The organism is Planktotalea sp., from assembly GCF_965659345.1.
Classification (GTDB): domain Bacteria; phylum Pseudomonadota; class Alphaproteobacteria; order Rhodobacterales; family Rhodobacteraceae; genus Planktotalea.
Genome location: NZ_CBFHVK010000006.1, coordinates 121,809 through 140,867 on the forward strand (window position 1 = coordinate 121,809; position 19,059 = coordinate 140,867).

The following is a 19,059-nucleotide window of genomic DNA, read 5'->3' on the forward strand; positions in this document are numbered from 1 at the left end:
CAGAGCATGTCGACAGATTTTCGAACGCACAATCAAAAAGATGCCCGCGAATGGGTGCCAGTTTTAGCAAAGTATCGTGAACCCGATACGCTCCGCAGTAGCTTTGAGTTGGGTGTGAGCGTTATACCCTTCATCGCGCTTTGGGCGATGGCACTTTGGATAGCTAATTTTAGCTATATTGCTGCTTTTGCTGTCGCGCTTTTAAATGGTGCGTTTCTATTGCGGATGTTTTGCATTCAGCATGATTGTGGACATGGGTCCTTCTTTGACAATCGTACTTTAAGCGACTGGGTTGGGCGTATTTTAGGTGTATTTACCTTCACGCCTTACGACGTTTGGCGTCGCACTCATTCGATCCATCACAGCCATGCGGGTGATCTTGATCATCGCGGGATTGGTGACGTGATGACACTGACGGTTGATGAATATAACGCGCGTTCGAAAATGGGGCGCCTTAAGTATCGCCTGTATCGTCACCCTTTGGTGATGTTTGGCCTAGGTCCAAGCTATCTGTTCATGCTGCAAAACCGTTTACCTTTGGGCCTTATGAACCAAGGTAAGCAGTACTGGATTTCTGCAATGGGTACGAATGCGGCGATGGCCTTTATCGGATTTTTGATCGTGTTCTTTGGTGGCTGGCAAGCGCTGGTATTTGTCACGCTCCCGACGGTTTTGCTTGCCGCATCTGTTGGCGTTTGGCTGTTTTATGTGCAGCACCAGTTTGAAGAAACCCATTGGAAAACCAATGAGGATTGGCAGCTGCATGAAGCGGCGCTAGAGGGCAGCTCACACTATGATTTACCGGTTGTTTTGCGCTGGTTCACAGCCAATATCGGCATTCATCACGTGCATCATCTTTATAGCCGAATCCCATTTTATCGGCTCACAGATGTGTTGCGCGACAATGAGGAACTTGTGCACCGTGGTCGCATGACATTGCGTGAAAGTTTCCGTTGTGCGCGTCTTGATCTTTGGGACAGCGCGCAAAACAAGCTGGTGTCCTTCAAAGAAGCACGCAATTGACATTCTGGCCCGGCTCTCACACTCTGATGATTGAGGGGTCTGCGAACACCCCGTGAGGCTGAGGCCTAAGTTTCGCGTCCAAATTCACCCCCAAAGTACGGGAGGACGCGACATGACCGCTCCACATACTATCACACCTGCGCAGCTCGCACGGCTTATCGGGACGCCTGAGGCGCCTGTGTTGATCGATATCTGCATTGATGATGATTTCAATGAAGACCCTCGTTTGATCCCGACCGCTGTTCGCCATCCCTTCAAGCATATTGAAACACTTGTGCCTGACCTAAAGGATCGCAAGGTTGTTGTGATTTGCCAGAAGGGCAAAAAGCTCTCCCAAGGAGCGATGGCGCTTTTGCGCACGCATGGGATTGATGCTGAAGTTCTAGAAGGTGGCATTTTCGGGTGGCGCGATTTCGGTGGGCCGCTCTTGCCCGCTTCTGTGTTGCCTGCGCGTGGTGCGCTTTGGGTCACTCGGCATCGCCCAAAGATTGATCGCATTGCCTGTCCTTGGCTCATTCGTCGCTTTATCGACCCTGATGCGCGTTTCTTGTTTGTTGCGCCGTCTGAGGTGCTCGCCGTGGCAGATAAGTTTGATGCGATCCCATTTGATGTAGAGGGCGCAGAACTCAGCCATAGCGAAGGAGCGTGCAGCTTTGATGCGCTTTTAGAAAAGTTTCAGCTAACGATGCCAACGCTGAGCGCGATGGCGAAGATAATCCGCGCCGCAGATGGAACACCCGACGCGCATGCCCCAGAAGCCGCGGGTTTGCTCGCGCTGTCCCTAGGCCTTTCGCGGATGTATCGCGATGATCTGGAGCAATTGGGCGCAGCGCTGCCGCTCTACGATGCACTCTATCGTTGGGCGCGCGATGCGCAGGGTGAAACCCATGACTGGGCTGCGCATGGGGGTGCCAAATGACCTCCCTCAAAGATTTATTCATCACCTTTGGCAAGATCGGCTGCCTGTCTTTTGGTGGACCTGCAGCGCAAATCGCTTTGATGCACAAAGAGCTGGTTGATGGGCGCAAATGGTTGAGTGAGCAGGAATTCCTGTCTGGCTTATCCTTTTGCATGCTCTTACCCGGACCAGAAGCAATGCAACTTGCGACATACTCTGGTTGGCGCTTGCGCGGCACGCTTGGTGGGTTAATCGCTGGGCTTTTGTTCGTTGTGCCGGGGGCCTTGGTCATACTTGCACTGGCCGCCATTTACGTCAGCTATGGGGATGTACCCCTTGTGCAAACGTTGTTCTTAGGCGTGAAGGCAGCGGTACTCGCAATTGTTTTAGAGGCGCTGATCAAAGTCGCGAAGCGCGCGTTTAAGCTGCCGCTCCATTGGGCGTTGGCCTTGGCGAGTTTCATCGCGATCTTCGTCTTTGCACTGCCGTTCCCCGCCGTGATCGGTGTCGCAGCTTTGATTGGCTACCTCACCACACCAAAGGCCGAACATGTCCCAACACCAAGCGTGCCCGCGGCGCAAACTATAACGACTATCGCGCTTTGGCTCGCAATTTGGTGGCTGCCTATCCTCGTGCTCGGATTTGTCATCGGCCAAGACTTTTTGTTCCAGCTCGCACTCTTTTTCTCGAAGCTCGCAACGGTCACATTCGGCGGAGCTTACGCCGTGCTTGCCTTTATGGGGCAGGAAGTGGTGCAGAACCTTGGTTGGATCAGTGCCGCAGACATGATCGACGGGTTGGGCTTGGCGGAAACAACGCCAGGTCCTTTGATTCTTGTGACAGAGTTTGTGGGGTTTCTTGCTGGCTATAATGCAGGTGGGGCAGGCTTGGCGGTGCTCGCGGCGATCATCACGCTATGGGTGACCTTCGTGCCGTGCTTCTTGTGGATCTTCGCAGGCGCGCCTTACATCGCGTGGATGTCGGCGCAACCGCGTCTAAACGGAGCGCTATCAGCGATCACGGCGGCTGTCGTAGGTGTGATTGCAAACCTCTCGATATGGTTCGCGATGAATGTCATATTCACGAAGGTAGAGCGTGTTCAATTTGGCTGGGCACCTGATTTGGCAAGCCTCGATTGGGGCGCTTTGGGTCTTAGCCTTATCGCTGCGATCTTATTACTGCGACTGCACTTAGGGCTTCTGAAAGTCTTGTTTATCTCGGCCTTATTGGCCGTTGGGATGTCACTGATATGAAACTATTCGGGTTGGTCGCGCTGACTATGACGGCCTTTGCGTTTAACTCGATCCTTACGCGCCTTGCGCTCTCGCCCGGGGAGACGGGGCCTTCTAGTTTTGCTGCTGTTCGTCTTATGTCTGGAGCGGGAATGCTTGCTTTGTTAGTGACCTTGCGTGGGCAAGAATGGCCTAAAATCGCGAAGCATGCGTTTTGGAGCGCTGGTATGCTGACGCTTTATGCGATCGCGTTTTCATATGCCTATATCACCTTGCCGACAGGGGCGGGGGCGCTGATCCTGTTTGGCAGTGTGCAAGTCATTGCCTTTTCAATCACATTGATAAGGGGGCAGAAAATCGGCGTGTTGAGCTGGCTTGGCGCGAGCCTTGCGTTTGCGGGGCTGTGTTACCTGCTTTGGCCTGATGAAGCCTCTGAAATTGACCTTTTTGGCAGCACGTTGATGGTGCTCTCCGCGCTTGGTTGGACGCTTTACACAATGGCTGGTGCGCGTAGCACTGATCCTTTGGGGGCAACGACGTTGGCATTTGTTCTGGCTGCGCCTGTTGCGGTCATCGCTTGGATTATGATGCCCGATAGCATCAGCACAAGCGGAGCATTGCTTGCGATGCTCTCTGGCGCTGTGACGTCTGGGATGGGGTATGCGCTTTGGTATAAAGTTCTACCGTTGCTTAGTATGCCCACCGCAGCAGTTGCGCAGCTGACGGTTCCCGTGATCGCGGCATTGGGTGGCGCGGTATTGCTGGGCGAAGTTCTGTCACTACGCTTTGTGTCTGCAACAGGTTTGGTGCTGTTTGGCGTAGGTCTTACGATCTACGGACAAGCACGTAACCGCCACCGCGGATAAAGCTCTTTAGTAAGCCAAGCAAAGTCCCTATCTAAGAGATATGTTTAGATACGCCCTTGCTTTTGCTCTTTGCCCGATTTCCGCTGCGGCGGAATGCGTGGTGTTGTTGCATGGCCTTGCGCGCACGGAATCCTCGTTTGCGATCATGGAGGAAGTGCTGCGTGAACGTGGCTTTGATGTCGTGCGTCCGGGGTATCCGTCGACCAAAGCGCGCGTGCAAGCGCTTGTGGAAATCACCTTGCCAGAAGCGGTCGCTGAGTGTGGCGATCAAACGGTGCATTTTGTGACCCACTCGATGGGCGGCATCTTGCTGCGTGAGTGGCTCAAGGATCAGCATCCACCGAATTTAGGGCGCGTTGTCATGCTGGCACCACCTAACAAAGGCAGTGAAGTCGTCGATGTGCTGGGCGATTTTGAATCATTTGGCTGGTTCAATGGTCCTGCGGGTCTTCAGCTTGGCACAGGCGAGAACAGTTTGCCCAAGCGTTTACCGCCAGCAGATTTCGAACTGGGCATTATCGCAGGGACTCAGTCGTTGAACCCGATCTTTTCCGCGATGCTCGAGGGGCCAGATGATGGTAAAGTCTCGGTTGAATCGACCAAGTTAGAGGGTATGAAGGCGCATATGACCTTGCCTGTGACCCACACCTTTATGATGAACAATTTCCGCGTGATCGGAGAAACAGTTCTATTCCTTGAAAACGGAGCGTTTGATCCAGATCTGGATTGGCGCGACGTGGTGTCGACGGCCATTCAGGAATTGGCAGATAGCGATGAAAACCGTTGAATTTACGCTAGAGGGCGGTGAACTCTTACGCGGCGAAGTGCTGGAGCAAGGCACGCTTTCAATCAGCAATGGTCAAGTCGTTGAGACGACTTTCAAACGGCGCGTTGACGCAAGGGGTTTTCGCATTTTGCCAGGTATCGTTGATATCCATGGCGACGGGTTTGAACGACATTTGGCGCCACGTCGCGGCGCGATGACGGATATGCGTGCAGGTATCGCATCTGCTGAGGCTGATCTGGCGAGCAACGGGATTACAACTGCCATCATGGCGCAGTTTTACAGCTGGGAGGGGGGGCTACGCGCGCCGGAATTCGCTCGTAAGTTTCTCAACGCTTTAAGCGTCACACGCGATGAACAACTCACCGATATGCGCGCTCAATTGCGGATTGAAACGCATATGATGGATGAGTACGCCGACATGCTCGCGCTTATCGCGCAGCATGACATTGGCTATGTCGTCTTTAACGATCATATCCCGCACAAGCGCTTGGAAGAAGGGCGCAAGCCGCCTCGCCTGACAGGTACAGCTTTGAAAAGTGGTCGTAGTCCTGAAGCGCATCTCGCCTTAATGAAAGCGCTCCATGATAGACGCGGTGATGTGCCTGTGGCCTTGGCCGAGTTTGCAGCGCAGTTGACAGAACAGGGGTGTCTTTTGGGCAGCCATGATGATCACACGGTTGCGGACCGTGCGCAATTCTGCGCGATGGGCGCGCAGATTGCCGAGTTCCCTGAGACCTTAGAAGCGGCTCAAGCCGCGCGAGATACACAAGGCTCTATCATTCTAGGTGCTCCGAATGTGATGCGAGGGGGCAGTCATGCGGGCAATGTGTCTGCGGTTGATTTGATCCGTGATGGTCTATGTGACGCGCTTGCTTCTGACTATCATTATCCTGCGTTGCGACAATCAATCGGCAAATTGGTTACGCAAGGCGCGTGTAGTTTCGCGCAAGGCTGGGCGCTTTTGTCGAGCGGACCAGCGCGCATATTGGGTCTGAATGACCGTGGTCACCTTGAGGCAGGAAAACGGGCTGACCTTTTAGTGGAAGAGGTGGCGACAGGTCGGATCGCCGCTACTATTTGCTCAGGTCGGATCACCCATTTGCAAGGCACATTCGCAGAGCGGTTGTTGGCCGCTTAGCGTGGCGCTGCCGCACGGTTCAAGCGATCGTTGATCGCCGCACCAAGGCCAGATTTTGGAATGGGCGCAACGGCAATCTGCGTGCCAGTCATCTCATCAAGCTTGTGCAAACACCCGAACAAACTTGCCGCCGCTTCGACCAGATCACCCGTTTCGGAGAGGTTCAAATCACATTCCATAGGGCCGAACCCAAGGGTCTTCTCGCCAAGCTCCCAACGCGATGCGTTAAGGCGCACGCGTGCTTTTGGGGCGTAATGTGATGCGATTTGACCGGGGGCTGTGATTTCGCCACTTTGGGCGCTTTTCAAAGAAGTGCCTAAGACGTGTTCAATATCTTCACGTGCAACGCCACCAGCACGCAAAAGCGTGGGTGCGCCGGTTAAGCCGATGATCGTTGATTCCAGCCCGACAGAACAGGCACCGCCATCAAGAACAGCGCTAATTTTTCCATCCAAACCTGCAAGCACATGTGCCGCGGTCGTCGGACTGATCCGGCCAGACGGGTTTGCAGACGGTGCAGCGATGGGACCCTCAAAGCGCTGCATAAGCTCTTGGGCTACTTTTCCCGCAGGGACACGGAGCGCGACGCTATTTAGGCCTGCCGTGACAAGCTCGCTTAGTCCAGCATCTGCGCGCAGGGGCAGCACCATGGACAAGGGGCCGGGCCAAAATGTATCCGCAAGGCGCTGTGCCGTCTCGTTCCAAACGCCATAGATCTGTGCCGCATCACTGTTTGCGACATGTACTATCAAAGGGTTGAAGCTTGGTCGTCCTTTGGCCGCATAGATCTCTGCGACTGCACGACCGTTGCGCGCATCTGCGCCCAGTCCGTAGACCGTTTCTGTGGGGAAGGCGACAAGCGACCCGCTTTTCAGCAGATCGGTAGCGCGCAGCATGTGCGCAGAAGTGGGTTTAAGCCGCTCGGTCACACTGTACGGTCCTTGCATTGACGTTGCGTTTCGATTGCGGGGCTTGCATGGGGATTTGTAAGCTCGCATAGGCCTGCGCAGGAATACGGTTCAAGTGTGCGCTTGTAAATTGGTAAGAAGAAAGTTGGCTTAAATGTCCTATCGTGCCCCAGTCGCTGAATATCAGTTTATGTTTGATCATGTGGTTGGCTTTGATGAAGTCACCGCGCATGCGCTGTTTGAAGACACCGGATCTGAAATGGCGGCCGCTATTCTTGGTGAAGCAGCGCGTTTATGTGAAGAAAAAATCGCCCCACTCAACCGCAAAGGTGATCTGACACCAGCGCGCCTAGAGAATGGAATTGTGCGCACAACACCGGGTTTTGCAGAAGGCTTCAAAGCGATTGCGTCTGGTGGCTGGGTCGGCATGTCCGCGAGTGCAGAACATGGCGGCATGGGCCTGCCTATGACAATGACGACGGCAGTGAATGAAATGATGTCCAGCGCATGTATGGCGTTGCAACTCGCGCCACTCATGTCTCAGGGCCAGATTGAAGCCTTGGAACATCATGCATCTGACGAGATTAAAGCGCTGTATCTTCCCAAGCTGATTTCTGGTGAATGGACGGGGACGATGAACCTCACGGAGCCCCAAGCGGGCAGTGACGTCGGCGCGCTGACGTCAAAAGCAGAGCCGAACGGCGATGGCACTTACAGCGTGTCGGGTCAAAAGATCTATATCACTTGGGGCGATCATGATGTGGCAGATAACATCTGCCATCTTGTGCTGGCGCGGTTGCCGGGGAGCGTGTCTGGGACCAAAGGCATTAGCCTTTTTCTGGTGCCAAAGTTTATCCCAACCGAGGCCGGTAAAGCAGGTGTCGGCAATACGCTGAAAGTCGTGAGCCTTGAGCATAAATTGGGTTTGCACGGTAGCCCGACTGCGGTGATGCAGTATGAGGGTGCCAAAGGGTGGCTTGTAGGTGAAGAAGGTGGCGGAATGCGCGCCATGTTCACCATGATGAACAACGCGCGTCTTGGCGTGGGTGGGCAAGGAATTGGTATTGCAGAAGCCGCGCTTCAGCAGGCCATGACTTACGCATCCGAACGCAAGCAAGGGCGTAGCTTGTCAGAAGTTGGGCGCGGCACGATCATTGATCATGCGGATGTGCGCCGGATGTTGTCTGTGATGAAGGCGGATGTCTTCGCAGCGCGCTCGATTGCATTAATGTGCGCGGTGGCGATTGATCTAGAAAAAGCGACTGGCGATGCTGCGTGGGGCGCGCGCGCTGCGCTCTTGACGCCTATCGCAAAAACTTTTGGCACAGAAACAGGTATGCGCGTCGCAGAAATGGGCGTTCAAGTGCACGGCGGCATGGGCTTCATCGAAGAAACAGGTGCTGCACAGTTTTACCGCGACGTGCGTGTCACGGCAATTTATGAGGGTACAAACGGGATCCAAGGCATGGACCTTGTTGCACGCAAACTCATGGACGGCGGTGACGCAGCATTTGCGCTGCTCGATGAGATCGCCGAGTTTACTGAAAGTGCGCGACATGCATGTCCGACACTTGGCTCGCCCCTTTGGGAAGCAGTGGAAGCCCTGCGCGAGGCGACGGAATGGATGCTTGAGCAAAGTGAGTTAAACGCAAGGTTTGCAGGGGCGCACGCGTATTTGACAGCCTTCGCGCGGGTGATTGGCGGCTACGCGCATCTTAGAGCTGCGAGTGCCGAAAATGGCATTGGCCCGCGTACAAAGCTCGCAAATATCTATATGTCACGTTTGTTGCCTGAACATATCAGCCTGCTCGCCGAAGCGCAGGTTGGCGATAAAGACCTTTTTGCGCTCAGTGCTGATGAATTGGCCGGCGTATGAACGAAGAAGCACTCGCACTGCGCTACCCTTGGGAGACACCGCCAAGCGGTGCTGAAGCGATTGAAGTCGCCGATGGCGTCCTTTGGATGCGTCTGCCTTTGCCAATGAAGCTGGATCACGTCAACGTCTACGCGCTCGATGAGGGGGACAGTTGGACGATTGTGGATACAGGATTTGACAGTCGCAAAAGCCGCGGGATTTGGGCCGAGATTATGGCTGGCCCCTTACAAGGCAAGCCAATCTCTCGGGTTATTGTCACGCACCATCACCCAGATCACATCGGACTTGCGGGATGGTTTCAAAGCGAACATGGCGCAGAACTTTGGACGACGCGCACCGCATGGCTGATGGGGCGCATGTTGCAGCTTGATACGCAAGAAGTCGCTACCTCTGAAACTGTCGCGTTCTGGCGTAGTGCGGGCATGGATGAAGACATCATCAAACAACGCGCGAGCGAGCGTCCATTCAATTTTTCAGACGTTGTTGCACCGCTGCCGCTTGGCTATCGGCGGATCAAACAGGGCGACACGATTCGCGTCGGTGGGCGTGACTGGGATGTGCATATGGGCAATGGACATGCCCCAGAACACGCCACGCTCTGGTCATGCGATGACAATCTGGTGATCGCTGGCGATCAAATCCTGTCGTCCATCAGTTCCAATATTGGTGTTTATGCAACGGAACCTGACGCGGATCCGGTCGGCGATTGGTTGGAAGCTTGTGAGCGATTGAATATCCTTGCGCGCGCCGATCACCTTGTTTTGGGCGGACATAAGCTGCCGTTTACGGGTTTGCCGATCCGGATGCGTCAATTGATCGACAATCATCACTCCGCACTTGCGCGGCTAGAGGCGCATCTAGAAACGCCCTGTACAGCGGGTGAATGTTTCTCTGTCTTGTTCAAACGCAAGATTGGTCCTGCCGAATATGGCCTCGCACTGGTTGAATCTATTGCTCATGTGCAGCACCTTTGGCTCGAAGGGCGCGCGACGCGCGTCAAACGCGAAGATGGCGCGTGGGTCTATCGCCGCGCAGAGTAAAACGCGCTGCTTTGGGGGGGAGAGAGCAAAATGAACGATCAAATCAAAACCGCTGCTGAAGCGGCAGAGAACGACGCGCTCCCGCGTCGCTTTGAAAAGCATACTGATGATACCAAAGGGCGCGATGAGCGCACAGAAGGCTTGGGCGATAAGCCTGCAAAAGCAAAGAGCCCAGCAGAGTGGGCCTATGAGCGACTGATCCTCTATATTCAGAACTTTGAAGAGCAACTTGATAACGAGCATGAAGTTGCGATGGGCTTTACCGGCGGCGATGCAGGTGTGCTCAAGATTGAGGGCATGGGCTTTTTCGATCCTGACATCGTGACCTTCTATGGGTCTGATCCAGCGGGTGGTAAAACCCAGCTTGTGCAGCATGTGAGCCAGCTGAATGTGATGTTGCGTGCTTTGCCAAAAGAGGTAGAGGCAGAAGCACCCAACCGCATTGGTTTCAAGCTCGCCAACGATAAAGTAAATTTAACATAGATTTTAGGGGTGCGCCGGTTCGTCCTAGGTGACAGGCGCGTCGGAATCGGCTAACCAGCGGCAAACCGACTAAGCGAGGAGCATGACAATGGCTGAACATAAACACGGTAGCATGGACACATCTGTACAGGAAAAAACTTTCGATGGTTTCATTAAATATGTCACTTGGGGCGCTGTTGTCTCTATCGGCATTCTGATTTTTGCCGCTCTCGTTAACGGCTGATCTTTGAAAGCTGCGCTTTGAAAGAAGCGCGGTTTTGTTCGCTGGGGGGCGTCTATCATGCGCAAATTTCTGATTTGTATTTTATTGCCAATGGCTCTGATGGGCTGTGCTGGAAAACAAGTCTGGGCCCCCGACGAAATGGTCGCACGCATGGCGTATCGTGAACCCGGTCCTGCGACGTTAACCTTGATGACGATGATCTCTAACCGCTCTGGCGGGGGTGCGCATACATCTTTGATGATCAACGCTTCACAACGGGTGATTTGGGATCCTGCTGGTTCATTCGCGCATTCGCAAATCCCAGAGCGCAATGATGTTATTTACGGTGTGAACCCTGAGGTCTATCAGACCTATAAAGGCGCGCATGCTCGCGAAACATTTCATGTGGTGACGCAAGAGGTTGTGGTGGCTCCCGAAGTTGCAGAGAAAGCTTTTGCACTCGCCCGCACTTTAGGGCCGGTTGGCTCTTCGCAGTGTACGATGTCTACATCTAATTTGTTGTCGCAATTGCCGGGCTTCGAAAATATCGGCAGCCATCTTTTCCCTAAAAAGCTTATGGAAGAATTTGCTAAATTGCCGGGCGTTAAAGAAGGCAGCTTGTTTGAGGACGATGAAGGCGACAAAGCGACGGCCTTTGGCAATGCAAAGAAAGTTCAGCTGACAACAGTAAACTAACGGCTCTGCGCGCCTCAACAAAAGGCGCGCGTATCTCTTTGACGAATATGCGTAAGAGCTTGTTGAGCAACGCAGGGGTTGGCCATGCGTCCGCAGGCAGTCCCATCTTCTTTTGAATGTCTTGCACTGCCGCGCGTGTGTTCGCGCCCAGAATCCCGTCAATCTTGCCGACATCGTAGCCGCGCGCGGCCAGCTTGGTTTGCAAGCTTTTCATCTGAGCACCATCCAAGCCTACATCCGGTGTCCCTGCGTTATAGACCTGTGCGCCCTCTAGCCGATTGGCGAAATAGGCCGCTGTCAAAACGTAGGTAAAGCTTTGGTTCCATTCAAAATAAACGCGGAAATTCGGGTACGCTATGAACGCGGGGCCTTTGCGCCCTTGGGGCAGGATGATTGAGCTGTTCAAGCCCGCAGTAAGTTTACCACTACGTGGACGCACGCCCATCGTTTGCCAAGTGGCCGCATCTGCGGAATGGTTCAAACCTGTCTTGGACCAATCAAAATCAGAAGGGAGTGTGACTTCCTGCAACCAAGGCTCGCCTTTGCGCCAGCCCAATGTGCTGAGCATTTTGCCGCCCGACACCAGAGCATCTGGCGCGGAGGTTTTGAGCGACACACGTCCGTCTCCATCACCGTCCATGCCGTTCTCAATGATATCAGCGGGAAGCATTTGGACCATGCCGATTTCACCCGCCCAAGCCCCTGTGGTGCGTGAAGGATCGAAATCGCCCTTCTCAAACAGCTCAAGCGCAGAAAATATTTGCGGACGAAACAATTCTGGGCGTCGGCAATCATGCGCGAGTGTTATCAAAGCATTGGCGGTGTTAAAGTCGCCCTGAAAGCTGCCGTAGTCAGTCTCAAACGCCCAGAAGGCCAGCAGAACACCACGCGAAACACCGTATTCACGTTCAATCCGGTCAAAGATTGAATTGTATGTCTGCCCCATCGAGCGGCCTTTGTTGATCCGGTTCTGACTGATCAAGCGGCGCGAGAAATCCACGAAGGGCAGTTGAAAGACGCCTTGCGCGCGATCGGCTTTTAGAACGGCTGGATCTTGGCGTGCGGATGCGAAAAAGCGATCAACAGTGGCGCGCTCATGCCCGCGTTGAACAGCTTCAGTCTTGAGCGCGCTGACGAAATTGCTGAATGATCCGCCGCATGATTGAGCAAGGGCCGGTGAAGCTGCCAGAAGTGCTACGAGCGCGACAGATGAAAAGCGTGAAAACATGTTGAAAATGTCCTTTGGATATATTGACCGTAGCTTAGAAACCGACAAGCCAGAGCGCAAACACCAAAGCTGCAAAAACACCCCATGTGACCCAGAGCGCACGGCACGCGGCTTCAATGTCATTGGCGCTTAGGCTTTTGCGGCCGCTTTCATTGACGAACGGAAAATCACGAAGCGCACCTTCGTAGCTGCGTGGGCCAGAAACTGCGACACCCAGCGCGCGTGCCATAGCCGCTTCAGGCCAGCCTGCATTGGGCGAGCGATGCTTGCGCGCTTCTTTACGGATGTCCGCCAGCTTGCCCAAAAGCCCAAAAGGCAGTGCAATCAAAATTGCGCTTAATCGGGCGGGGATCAAGTTTAACAGATCGTCAAAGCGCGCAGCCGCCCAGCCAAAGGCTTCATGCCGTGGGGTGCGATAGCCGATCATACTGTCGGCGGTATTTGTTATTTTATACAGAAGAAGAAGGGGAAGCCCGCCAATCAAGAACCAAAATGCTGGAGCGATGACCCCGTCAGAGAGGTTCTCTGCGGCGCTTTCAATGGCGCTGCGCGCGATGGCTGGTTCGTCCATCTCAGCGGTATCACGTCCGACAATCATTGCCACTGATGCACGCCCCGCGTCAGTGGAGTGTCGCAAGGCTTTCGCGACTGCGCCTACATGCTCAACAAGTGATTTCTGTGCGAGGAGCATTGCAGCGATGATCATTTCAACTGCCCAACCAAAGGCCGATAAGATCGCGCCAAGCAACAATGACAAGACACCCAGCGAGAGCATCACAAGTGTTCCTTTAATGCGTAGCAAGTCGCCAGTGTTGAATGTCTTGTCGCACCAACCGATCAAGTTGCCCATCAGTACCGCCGGATGCGGTAAGCGAGACCAAAGCCAGCGTGGCTCGCCCAGTGCTGCATCTAGGATAAGCGCAAGCAAGAGAACGCCAGCGGTGCTCATGGTGCAGAAAGTGCCGTGCTTAATCGCAACCATTGATCAGGCGCGGGCAGTCCGAGACGGAGCCAATTGTCAGAGTAAGGAAAAACGCGCGACCAAATATGAGACTTTGCGAGTTTGTCTTGCCAGGCGGCAGCGTCGCCCACGTCATAAAGGCGGAACAAGGAGGTCCCGCCGACGACATTTGCACCATGCGCGCGCATCAAAGCGTCAAGTCGTGTCGCGTCTGCACCAAGGCGCGCACGGGTGTGCTCTGCCCAGGTTGTATCGTTCAAGGCCCGCGCCCCAGTGCGCAAAGCAGGTCCGCTCACAGCCCAAGGGCCAATGAAATCACCAAGGCGCGCGATGAGCTTGGGATCGCCGATTGCAAAACCCAGACGTAACCCCGCGAGGCCCCAAAATTTTCCGAAACTCTTTAGAATTATGGTGCCCTCACGCTCTGCAAGGTGAATCAGGCTGGCTTCCGGCGCAATATCACAAAAGCTTTCGTCGATGATGGTTAGTGGTGAATCAGCGTCAGTTGCGCGCCACAAACGTCCGTCGGGATTGTTCGGATGCACGAGCACGCGTGCGCTTGGTGCATCGTCAGAAATCTGCCAACCTTGAGCGACAAACGCGGCTGCATGCTCGTTGTAAGTAGGCTTGGGAATACCGACGCGTGCGCAAGGGCTAAGTGCTGGGACGCGCGCGATCAACGCAGATGCACCCGGTGCAGGCAAAATCGCGGCGCCCTCGGCAACATTCCAAAAGCTTCGCGCGGCGATTATTAAAGCGTCAAACGCCGCCGCATCGGGAAGTGCGCTCCAATCGTTTTGCGTAAACTCGCCCACCGCGTAGGGCACAGGGTTTATCCCTGTCGAGAGGTCGATCCAATCGCTGCGTGCGCCGCCATAGTGCATCGCAGCGGCATCGAGCCCACCACCGTGATCGCGCGGTGTGTCGTTCATTCGCTATCAGGAAGAGGGGGGTGGCGTGTGATAAAGTGCCCCTTGATTGCCTTTGGCCATTCGCGAAATGGAACTTGGCCTGTGTCTGATGCGGCGTGTTTGCTGGCATACTCGACGATACCCATTGCCGCGTCTTCAGAGCTGTCGAATTTACCGAGCGTATAGGCGAGTTTGCCGGGTGCTTGGATTGCGATATTGCAGCTATGTGAGCATCCCATCAAGCAGGACACACGGCGCGTTTTGACACCATCAGCTCCATTTGCAGCTTTCTCAACTGCTTCTGCGAGCAACTCGCCGTCGGTCTGAGGCTGCGTTTCCGCATTCCAATCATCGTGTTTGCAGGTGTCGCAAACGGTAATCCAAGTGGTCATCACAGATACGCCTTTATGGTCTGAGGGCCTTGCGCGCTGGTTCAAGCGGAAACACGCCCATTCTGCAAGGTTTTCTAAACGAATTTATGAATAATTTGTTGAGCGCGCACAGCTGTTAACGCAATGTTAAGTCTTGAGAGCGACACCTGAGTTAACCGAACCTTTACGAAACGGTGCATCAGAATGGACGTGTTAATAGTTGAAAGTCAGCCCGATCTTGGGGGACTCTGGAAAGCGTGCTTGGAGCGACGCGGGATGCAGGTCATCCTTGCTGGCAACCAAACGCAAGCTTTCGGGGCCCTAAGCGCGCAAGACTTTGACATGATTATTCTGGATTTGATTTTGGCAGATGGACAGGCATTGGCGATTGCAGACTATGCCAGTTACCGCAGACCAGATGCGCGTATCATCTTTGTGACCAACACGTCGTTCTTTTCGGACGGTTCGATTTTTCAGCTTAGTTCAAACGCCTGTGCATTTGTACAAAGTGCAACGCCGCCAGAAGATCTGGCGACGATGGTTCAGCATTACGCGAGTGGCGATTAACCGCGCCCATGTGGCTCTAGGAAATCAAGCTCAGGGTTTGTCGGGATAATCCGGTTAGGGTTAATCGTGTCATGTGAATAATGATAGTGGCGTACGATGTGCTGCATATTCACCGTCTCTGCGACGCCTTTGATCTGATACAGTTCGCGCGTATGAGCCCATAAATTAGGGTAATCGATGATCCGTTTGCGATTACACTTGAAGTGTAAATGATACACTGGATCAAAGCGCACGAGGGTGGTGAACAATCGCCAATCCGCTTCCGTCAAGCGCGCGCCCATGAGGTAGCGATTTTCGCTCAAGATGTGCTCCACCCACTCGAGACTATCAAACAAAGGTCCAACCGCATCGTCATAGGCGTCTTGCGTGGTCGCGAAACCGGATTTGTAAACACCGTTGTTGATCGTGTCGTAAATGCGCGCGTTGATCTCTTCGATGTTGTCTCGCATCTCTTCGGGCCAGTAATCATCCGTGTTGCCTGTCAGCTCATCAAAAGCAGAGTTGAACATGCGTATGATTTCGGAAGATTCGTTTGAAACAACGGTTTCGCGCTGTTTATCCCAAAGGATTGGCACAGTGACGCGACCTGAAATCTTCGGATCAGCCTTGGTGTAAATATCCCGCGCAAACGGCAATCCGTATAGCGTATCGCCTGTTGCACCGTGCGCATCTGTTTCAAAGGTCCATCCATCGGAGAGCATATCAGGATGCACAACAGAGACAGAAATATGCTCTTTCAGCCCTTTGAGTGCGCGAAAGATCAGTGTGCGGTGCGCCCAGGGGCACGCATGGCTGACATAGAGATGATAGCGACCAAATTCCGCAGGAAAACCGCCGTCACCCGAAGGGCCCGCGCTGCCGTCTTTGGTGATCCAATTGCGAAATTTCGCGGTGGAACGTACAAATGCACCACCTGATGCCTTTGTATCATACCACTGATCGTGCCATTCTCCGTCAATGAGCAAACCCATTTGCGTCGTCCTTTTGCGTTGTGTTGTACCGCATGTAGTTCACTTAGCTTTTCGCACAAAGCTCGAAGCGCGCGCAGAGGTCGTGCAATGTTGCACAGATACCTATTGAACAAAGGAGGGTCTCATGGCGCTTGCACAAACAGAACGCCTGACACTGCGACGCCTTTCCAAACAGGATGTGGTGCCTTTTGTAGCCTATCGGAGTGATGCTGACGTCGCAAAGTTCCAAGGCTGGGATGCGATGAATGAAGCAGAAGCCTTAGATTTTTTGGACCACATGGAAAGCGTGGCTTTGCTAAGTGGTGGTCAATGGACGCAGTTAGGAATTGCCCTGCGTGAGGCTGATACGCTCGTAGGTGATATTGGCGTTCATATCTCAGGTGATGAGAATGAGGCAGAGCTGGGAATTACACTGTCGCGCGATGTGCAAGGTAAGAGCATCGGCTTTGAAGCCGTTGAGATGGTTTGCGCCTGGCTTTTCTCGCAAACAAAGATCCGTCGTATCATCGCGATAACACATGCGCAGAACAAAGCGGCGCTCGCATTGCTTGCGCGCACGCCATTTCAGCATACGCATGACACCAACGAGGTGATCGATGGTGTTGCGACGCCAGAGCGCTGGTTTGAGCGACGTCGCAGCTAAGCCCTATTGAGGCGCGAATCCGTTTGAAAGGCTGCGCGTGCAGTTCTATAAGCGCGATGAACGACGCCCAATGGGCCGGATAGGTGTGACGCATACGTTGACCCAAATAGGGAACGGACCCGTCAGTGGTAAATGCGAGTGACTGTCTCGCAAGCTCTCCCATTTCGGCGCTACTGAGATATGGAGATGCCTGATGAAACTCGCTCTAACAACTTTGACCGCTTTGCTTTGGGCCGATGGTGCGCTCGCACATGTGGGTCATTTGGCGGAAGTTGCCGGGCATGGGCATTGGCTTGGTGCCGCTGCGATTGGCGCTGCGATAGCGCTGGGCGCATGGGCCGCGGCAAAGGGCAAAAAGGACGGTGACAGCGTTGATGATGACGCTGAACACGAAGAAGAATTGCAGGAGGCTTGAGGGCATGAGCAAGATCGGTGTGATGATTTGTGGCCATGGTTCGCGTAGCCAATCCGCAGTGGATGAATTTTCTACGCTGGCAGAGAAATTGCCGCCGTTTTTGCCCAGTGATTGGCAAATGGAATATGGCTATCTTGAGTTTGCGAACCCTGTGATCCGTGACGGATTAGACAAGCTGCGCGAAGCGGGGTGTGACAAGATTTTGGCCGTACCGGGCATGCTGTTTGCGGCGATGCACTCCAAGAATGATATTCCAACGGTTCTGAACACCTATGCGGCAAAGCACGGTATTGAAGTGTCTTACGGACGCGAACTTGGGGTTGACCCCAAAATGGTCGCTGCCGCGGGTGGTCGCATCCGCGACGCCGTTGACGCGGCTAACGCTGAGCATGGGGAAGTTGCGCTGCAGGACACATGTTTGGTTGTGATTGGACGCGGCGCATCCGACCCTGACGCCAATGGCAATGTCGCCAAGATTGCGCGTATGCTGCAAGAAGGCATGGGATTTGGCTGGCTTGAGGTTGGCTATTCTGGTGTGACGTTCCCCTTAGTTGAGCCTTGCCTACAGCACGCGACCAAGCTTGGATATAAGCGGATCATCGTCTTTCCGTATTTTTTGTTTAGCGGAATTTTGATCGATCGTATCTATGGTTTCACGGATCAGGTGGCTGCTCAGCATCCTGATATTACGTTTGTCAAAGCTGGTTATCTTGGGGATCACCCAAAGGTTTTGGAAACTTTCGCCGAGCGTGTGAGCGAGCAGTTGGGGGCTGTACCACCCCCCAATTGCGGGATTTGTGCGTTTCGTGAACAGGTTCTTGCTTTTGACAATGGCGAGCACCGCCACATCAAACCAGAGGATCGTGAGCATCCGGCGTTTGCCTCTGTCCCACCACCTACCTGTGTGATGTGCAAATACCGTACACAGGTCTTGGGATTTGAGGCCGAGGTGGGTGCAGTTCAAGAAAGCCATCATCACCATGTCGAAGGGCAGGGCGCTTCGGCACCGGGATCCAACGTTGCTGATTGTAAATTGTGCGACACATTCTGCACTGGGATGTGCCGACTGAAAATGCAAGAAGAGCATGCGCATCACCATCGCCATCACGGCGAAGATGGGGATGACCATGGCCATGACCATCACCACCATGCTGAATACCCGCATGCCAAGCACCCGCACGGTCCAGAAAGCGCGCGGAAAGGTTCGTGAGACCTTACGAAAAAGATCCTGCTGCGATTTATCGCCAAAGCTTTGCAACTGTGAGAGACGAGGCGAACCTCGATCGCTTTGACAGCGGTATGCAAAGCCTTGCGGTGCGTTTGATCCATGCCTGCGGGATGGTCGAGATTGCTGACAGGATTGCCTATTCTCAAGGGGCCTATTTGGCGGGACACCGTGCATTGAAAGCGGGCGCGCCCGTGCTGTGTGATTGCGAAATGGTTGGAGCGGGGATCATTCGCCGTTATTTGCCAAACAATAATGATGTTATTGTCACCCTTAATGACGCCCGCACACCAGAGCACGCGAAAGCGATCGGCAATACGCGCTCTGCCGCGGCAGTTGAATTGTGGGAGCCGCATTTAGACGGAGCTGTGGTGGCTGTTGGCAATGCACCGACGGCGCTATTTCATTTGCTGGAGATGATTGATGCAGGGGCACCCAAACCAGCGGTTATTCTTGGATTCCCTGTTGGTTTTGTAGGAGCTGCGGAAAGCAAAGCAGAACTTGCCGCGCGCCCAAGAGGATGCGAATTTATCGCGTTGCGCGGTCGTCGTGGAGGGTCTGCGATTGCGTCTTCAGCAGTGAATGCGTTGGCGGCTGGACTGCCTGAAGAGCGATGAG

Annotated in this window: 22 protein-coding genes; 16 read left to right on the plus strand and 6 right to left on the minus strand. The window is 54.0% G+C overall.

Annotated elements, in window-relative coordinates:
• Window positions 1–6: 6 nt before the first annotated feature.
• The 6 genes from ACTG3Z_RS06385 (at window position 7) to ACTG3Z_RS06410 (ending at window position 5,944) form a co-directional block, all read left to right on the plus strand.
• Complete coding sequence (locus ACTG3Z_RS06385; protein WP_439142000.1) at window positions 7–1,023, plus strand: fatty acid desaturase; 1,017 nt, start codon at window positions 7–9, stop codon at window positions 1,021–1,023.
• 112 nt (window positions 1,024–1,135) lie between these two features.
• Complete coding sequence (locus ACTG3Z_RS06390) at window positions 1,136–1,942, plus strand: chromate resistance protein ChrB domain-containing protein (protein ID WP_439142002.1); 807 nt, start codon at window positions 1,136–1,138, stop codon at window positions 1,940–1,942.
• A complete protein-coding gene (chrA, locus tag ACTG3Z_RS06395) occupies window positions 1,939–3,174 on the plus strand; it encodes a chromate efflux transporter (RefSeq protein ID WP_439142004.1) in 1,236 nt (411 codons plus the stop codon). Before ACTG3Z_RS06390 ends, chrA begins: the two co-directional genes overlap by 4 nt.
• Complete coding sequence (locus ACTG3Z_RS06400) at window positions 3,171–4,019, plus strand: DMT family transporter (protein ID WP_439142005.1); 849 nt, start codon at window positions 3,171–3,173, stop codon at window positions 4,017–4,019. The genes chrA and ACTG3Z_RS06400 overlap by 4 nt, the downstream gene beginning before the upstream one ends.
• 40 nt (window positions 4,020–4,059) lie before the next feature.
• Entirely contained in the window at window positions 4,060–4,806 is a 747-nt protein-coding gene (locus ACTG3Z_RS06405; RefSeq protein WP_439142006.1) for an esterase/lipase family protein, read from the plus strand.
• Window positions 4,793–5,944, plus strand: a complete 1,152-nt coding sequence (locus tag ACTG3Z_RS06410) for an alpha-D-ribose 1-methylphosphonate 5-triphosphate diphosphatase (RefSeq protein WP_439142007.1) — start codon at window positions 4,793–4,795, stop codon at window positions 5,942–5,944. The genes ACTG3Z_RS06405 and ACTG3Z_RS06410 overlap by 14 nt, the downstream gene beginning before the upstream one ends.
• On the opposite strand, the gene ACTG3Z_RS06415 is transcribed toward ACTG3Z_RS06410, so the two are convergent.
• Window positions 5,941–6,891: an L-threonylcarbamoyladenylate synthase gene (locus ACTG3Z_RS06415; protein ID WP_439142009.1), complete on the minus strand. Its 951-nt coding sequence runs from the start codon at window positions 6,889–6,891 to the stop codon at window positions 5,941–5,943. The genes ACTG3Z_RS06410 and ACTG3Z_RS06415 overlap by 4 nt on opposite strands.
• A gap of 115 nt (window positions 6,892–7,006) precedes the next feature.
• On the opposite strand from ACTG3Z_RS06415, the gene ACTG3Z_RS06420 reads away from it, so the two are divergent.
• The 5 genes from ACTG3Z_RS06420 to ACTG3Z_RS06440 all read left to right on the plus strand — a co-directional run bounded on the left by ACTG3Z_RS06420 (window position 7,007) and on the right by ACTG3Z_RS06440 (window position 11,149).
• Window positions 7,007–8,728, plus strand: coding sequence for an acyl-CoA dehydrogenase (locus ACTG3Z_RS06420; protein ID WP_439142011.1), 1,722 nt, complete (start codon window positions 7,007–7,009; stop codon window positions 8,726–8,728).
• Entirely contained in the window at window positions 8,725–9,768 is a 1,044-nt protein-coding gene (locus ACTG3Z_RS06425; protein WP_439142012.1) for an MBL fold metallo-hydrolase, read from the plus strand. Before ACTG3Z_RS06420 ends, ACTG3Z_RS06425 begins: the two co-directional genes overlap by 4 nt.
• A gap of 30 nt (window positions 9,769–9,798) precedes the next feature.
• Window positions 9,799–10,251, plus strand: coding sequence for a DUF6173 family protein (locus ACTG3Z_RS06430; protein WP_375265345.1), 453 nt, complete (start codon window positions 9,799–9,801; stop codon window positions 10,249–10,251).
• A gap of 88 nt (window positions 10,252–10,339) precedes the next feature.
• Window positions 10,340–10,474, plus strand: a complete 135-nt coding sequence (locus ACTG3Z_RS06435) for an aa3-type cytochrome c oxidase subunit IV (protein WP_439142013.1) — start codon at window positions 10,340–10,342, stop codon at window positions 10,472–10,474.
• A gap of 57 nt (window positions 10,475–10,531) precedes the next feature.
• Entirely contained in the window at window positions 10,532–11,149 is a 618-nt protein-coding gene (locus ACTG3Z_RS06440) for a hypothetical protein (protein WP_439142014.1), read from the plus strand.
• Here ACTG3Z_RS06440 and ACTG3Z_RS06445 read toward each other — a convergent pair.
• The 4 genes from ACTG3Z_RS06445 to ACTG3Z_RS06460 are packed head-to-tail and all read right to left on the minus strand — an operon-like array spanning window position 11,058 to window position 14,641.
• Window positions 11,058–12,377, minus strand: coding sequence for a lytic murein transglycosylase (locus ACTG3Z_RS06445; RefSeq protein ID WP_439142015.1), 1,320 nt, complete (start codon window positions 12,375–12,377; stop codon window positions 11,058–11,060). The genes ACTG3Z_RS06440 and ACTG3Z_RS06445 overlap by 92 nt on opposite strands.
• A 34-nt stretch (window positions 12,378–12,411) precedes the next feature.
• Complete coding sequence (gene cbiB / locus ACTG3Z_RS06450) at window positions 12,412–13,326, minus strand: adenosylcobinamide-phosphate synthase CbiB (protein ID WP_439142016.1); 915 nt, start codon at window positions 13,324–13,326, stop codon at window positions 12,412–12,414.
• Window positions 13,323–14,270 carry a threonine-phosphate decarboxylase gene (locus ACTG3Z_RS06455; protein ID WP_439142018.1) on the minus strand — a complete coding sequence of 316 codons (948 nt, stop codon included), beginning with the start codon at window positions 14,268–14,270 and terminating at the stop codon, window positions 13,323–13,325. The genes cbiB and ACTG3Z_RS06455 overlap by 4 nt, the downstream gene beginning before the upstream one ends.
• Entirely contained in the window at window positions 14,267–14,641 is a 375-nt protein-coding gene (locus ACTG3Z_RS06460; RefSeq protein ID WP_439142019.1) for a DUF1636 family protein, read from the minus strand. The genes ACTG3Z_RS06455 and ACTG3Z_RS06460 overlap by 4 nt, the downstream gene beginning before the upstream one ends.
• Window positions 14,642–14,824: 183 nt before the next feature.
• On the opposite strand from ACTG3Z_RS06460, the gene ACTG3Z_RS06465 reads away from it, so the two are divergent.
• Window positions 14,825–15,187: a response regulator gene (locus tag ACTG3Z_RS06465; protein WP_375265352.1), complete on the plus strand. Its 363-nt coding sequence runs from the start codon at window positions 14,825–14,827 to the stop codon at window positions 15,185–15,187.
• Here the strand turns inward: ACTG3Z_RS06465 and ACTG3Z_RS06470 are convergent.
• The gene (locus tag ACTG3Z_RS06470) at window positions 15,184–16,158 is read right to left on the minus strand and encodes a glutathione S-transferase family protein (protein WP_439142021.1); all 975 of its coding nucleotides are present in this window, start codon (window positions 16,156–16,158) and stop codon (window positions 15,184–15,186) included. The genes ACTG3Z_RS06465 and ACTG3Z_RS06470 overlap by 4 nt on opposite strands.
• A gap of 124 nt (window positions 16,159–16,282) precedes the next feature.
• On the opposite strand from ACTG3Z_RS06470, the gene ACTG3Z_RS06475 reads away from it, so the two are divergent.
• The 4 genes from ACTG3Z_RS06475 to ACTG3Z_RS06490 all read left to right on the plus strand — a co-directional run bounded on the left by ACTG3Z_RS06475 (window position 16,283) and on the right by ACTG3Z_RS06490 (window position 19,058).
• Window positions 16,283–16,801 (plus strand): GNAT family N-acetyltransferase, encoded by a 519-nt coding sequence (locus ACTG3Z_RS06475; RefSeq protein ID WP_439142022.1) that lies wholly within the window; start codon window positions 16,283–16,285, stop codon window positions 16,799–16,801.
• A gap of 193 nt (window positions 16,802–16,994) precedes the next feature.
• Window positions 16,995–17,216, plus strand: a complete 222-nt coding sequence (locus ACTG3Z_RS06480) for a DUF6732 family protein (protein ID WP_439142023.1) — start codon at window positions 16,995–16,997, stop codon at window positions 17,214–17,216.
• 4 nt (window positions 17,217–17,220) lie between these two features.
• The gene (locus ACTG3Z_RS06485) at window positions 17,221–18,426 is read left to right on the plus strand and encodes a sirohydrochlorin chelatase (protein WP_439142025.1); all 1,206 of its coding nucleotides are present in this window, start codon (window positions 17,221–17,223) and stop codon (window positions 18,424–18,426) included.
• Window positions 18,423–19,058, plus strand: coding sequence for a precorrin-8X methylmutase (locus tag ACTG3Z_RS06490; protein ID WP_375265356.1), 636 nt, complete (start codon window positions 18,423–18,425; stop codon window positions 19,056–19,058). The genes ACTG3Z_RS06485 and ACTG3Z_RS06490 overlap by 4 nt, the downstream gene beginning before the upstream one ends.
• The last annotated feature ends 1 nt before the right edge of the window (window position 19,059 follow it).

Excerpts from the sequence above, each read along its gene's own strand:
- ACTG3Z_RS06385 (WP_439142000.1), top strand. The coding sequence starts at position 7 with ATGTCGACAGATTTTCGAACGCACAATCAAAAAGATGCCCGCGAATGG.
- ACTG3Z_RS06390 (WP_439142002.1), top strand. The coding sequence starts at position 1,136 with ATGACCGCTCCACATACTATCACACCTGCGCAGCTCGCACGGCTTATC.
- chrA (WP_439142004.1), top strand. The coding sequence starts at position 1,939 with ATGACCTCCCTCAAAGATTTATTCATCACCTTTGGCAAGATCGGCTGC.
- ACTG3Z_RS06400 (WP_439142005.1), top strand. The coding sequence starts at position 3,171 with ATGAAACTATTCGGGTTGGTCGCGCTGACTATGACGGCCTTTGCGTTT.
- ACTG3Z_RS06405 (WP_439142006.1), top strand. The coding sequence starts at position 4,060 with ATGTTTAGATACGCCCTTGCTTTTGCTCTTTGCCCGATTTCCGCTGCG.
- ACTG3Z_RS06410 (WP_439142007.1), top strand. The coding sequence starts at position 4,793 with ATGAAAACCGTTGAATTTACGCTAGAGGGCGGTGAACTCTTACGCGGC.
- ACTG3Z_RS06415 (WP_439142009.1), bottom strand. The coding sequence starts at position 6,891 with ATGCAAGGACCGTACAGTGTGACCGAGCGGCTTAAACCCACTTCTGCG.
- ACTG3Z_RS06420 (WP_439142011.1), top strand. The coding sequence starts at position 7,007 with ATGTCCTATCGTGCCCCAGTCGCTGAATATCAGTTTATGTTTGATCAT.
- ACTG3Z_RS06425 (WP_439142012.1), top strand. The coding sequence starts at position 8,725 with ATGAACGAAGAAGCACTCGCACTGCGCTACCCTTGGGAGACACCGCCA.
- ACTG3Z_RS06430 (WP_375265345.1), top strand. The coding sequence starts at position 9,799 with ATGAACGATCAAATCAAAACCGCTGCTGAAGCGGCAGAGAACGACGCG.
- ACTG3Z_RS06435 (WP_439142013.1), top strand. The coding sequence starts at position 10,340 with ATGGCTGAACATAAACACGGTAGCATGGACACATCTGTACAGGAAAAA.
- ACTG3Z_RS06440 (WP_439142014.1), top strand. The coding sequence starts at position 10,532 with ATGCGCAAATTTCTGATTTGTATTTTATTGCCAATGGCTCTGATGGGC.
- ACTG3Z_RS06445 (WP_439142015.1), bottom strand. The coding sequence starts at position 12,377 with ATGTTTTCACGCTTTTCATCTGTCGCGCTCGTAGCACTTCTGGCAGCT.
- cbiB (WP_439142016.1), bottom strand. The coding sequence starts at position 13,326 with ATGAGCACCGCTGGCGTTCTCTTGCTTGCGCTTATCCTAGATGCAGCA.
- ACTG3Z_RS06455 (WP_439142018.1), bottom strand. The coding sequence starts at position 14,270 with ATGAACGACACACCGCGCGATCACGGTGGTGGGCTCGATGCCGCTGCG.
- ACTG3Z_RS06460 (WP_439142019.1), bottom strand. The coding sequence starts at position 14,641 with ATGACCACTTGGATTACCGTTTGCGACACCTGCAAACACGATGATTGG.
- ACTG3Z_RS06465 (WP_375265352.1), top strand. The coding sequence starts at position 14,825 with ATGGACGTGTTAATAGTTGAAAGTCAGCCCGATCTTGGGGGACTCTGG.
- ACTG3Z_RS06470 (WP_439142021.1), bottom strand. The coding sequence starts at position 16,158 with ATGGGTTTGCTCATTGACGGAGAATGGCACGATCAGTGGTATGATACA.
- ACTG3Z_RS06475 (WP_439142022.1), top strand. The coding sequence starts at position 16,283 with ATGGCGCTTGCACAAACAGAACGCCTGACACTGCGACGCCTTTCCAAA.
- ACTG3Z_RS06480 (WP_439142023.1), top strand. The coding sequence starts at position 16,995 with ATGAAACTCGCTCTAACAACTTTGACCGCTTTGCTTTGGGCCGATGGT.
- ACTG3Z_RS06485 (WP_439142025.1), top strand. The coding sequence starts at position 17,221 with ATGAGCAAGATCGGTGTGATGATTTGTGGCCATGGTTCGCGTAGCCAA.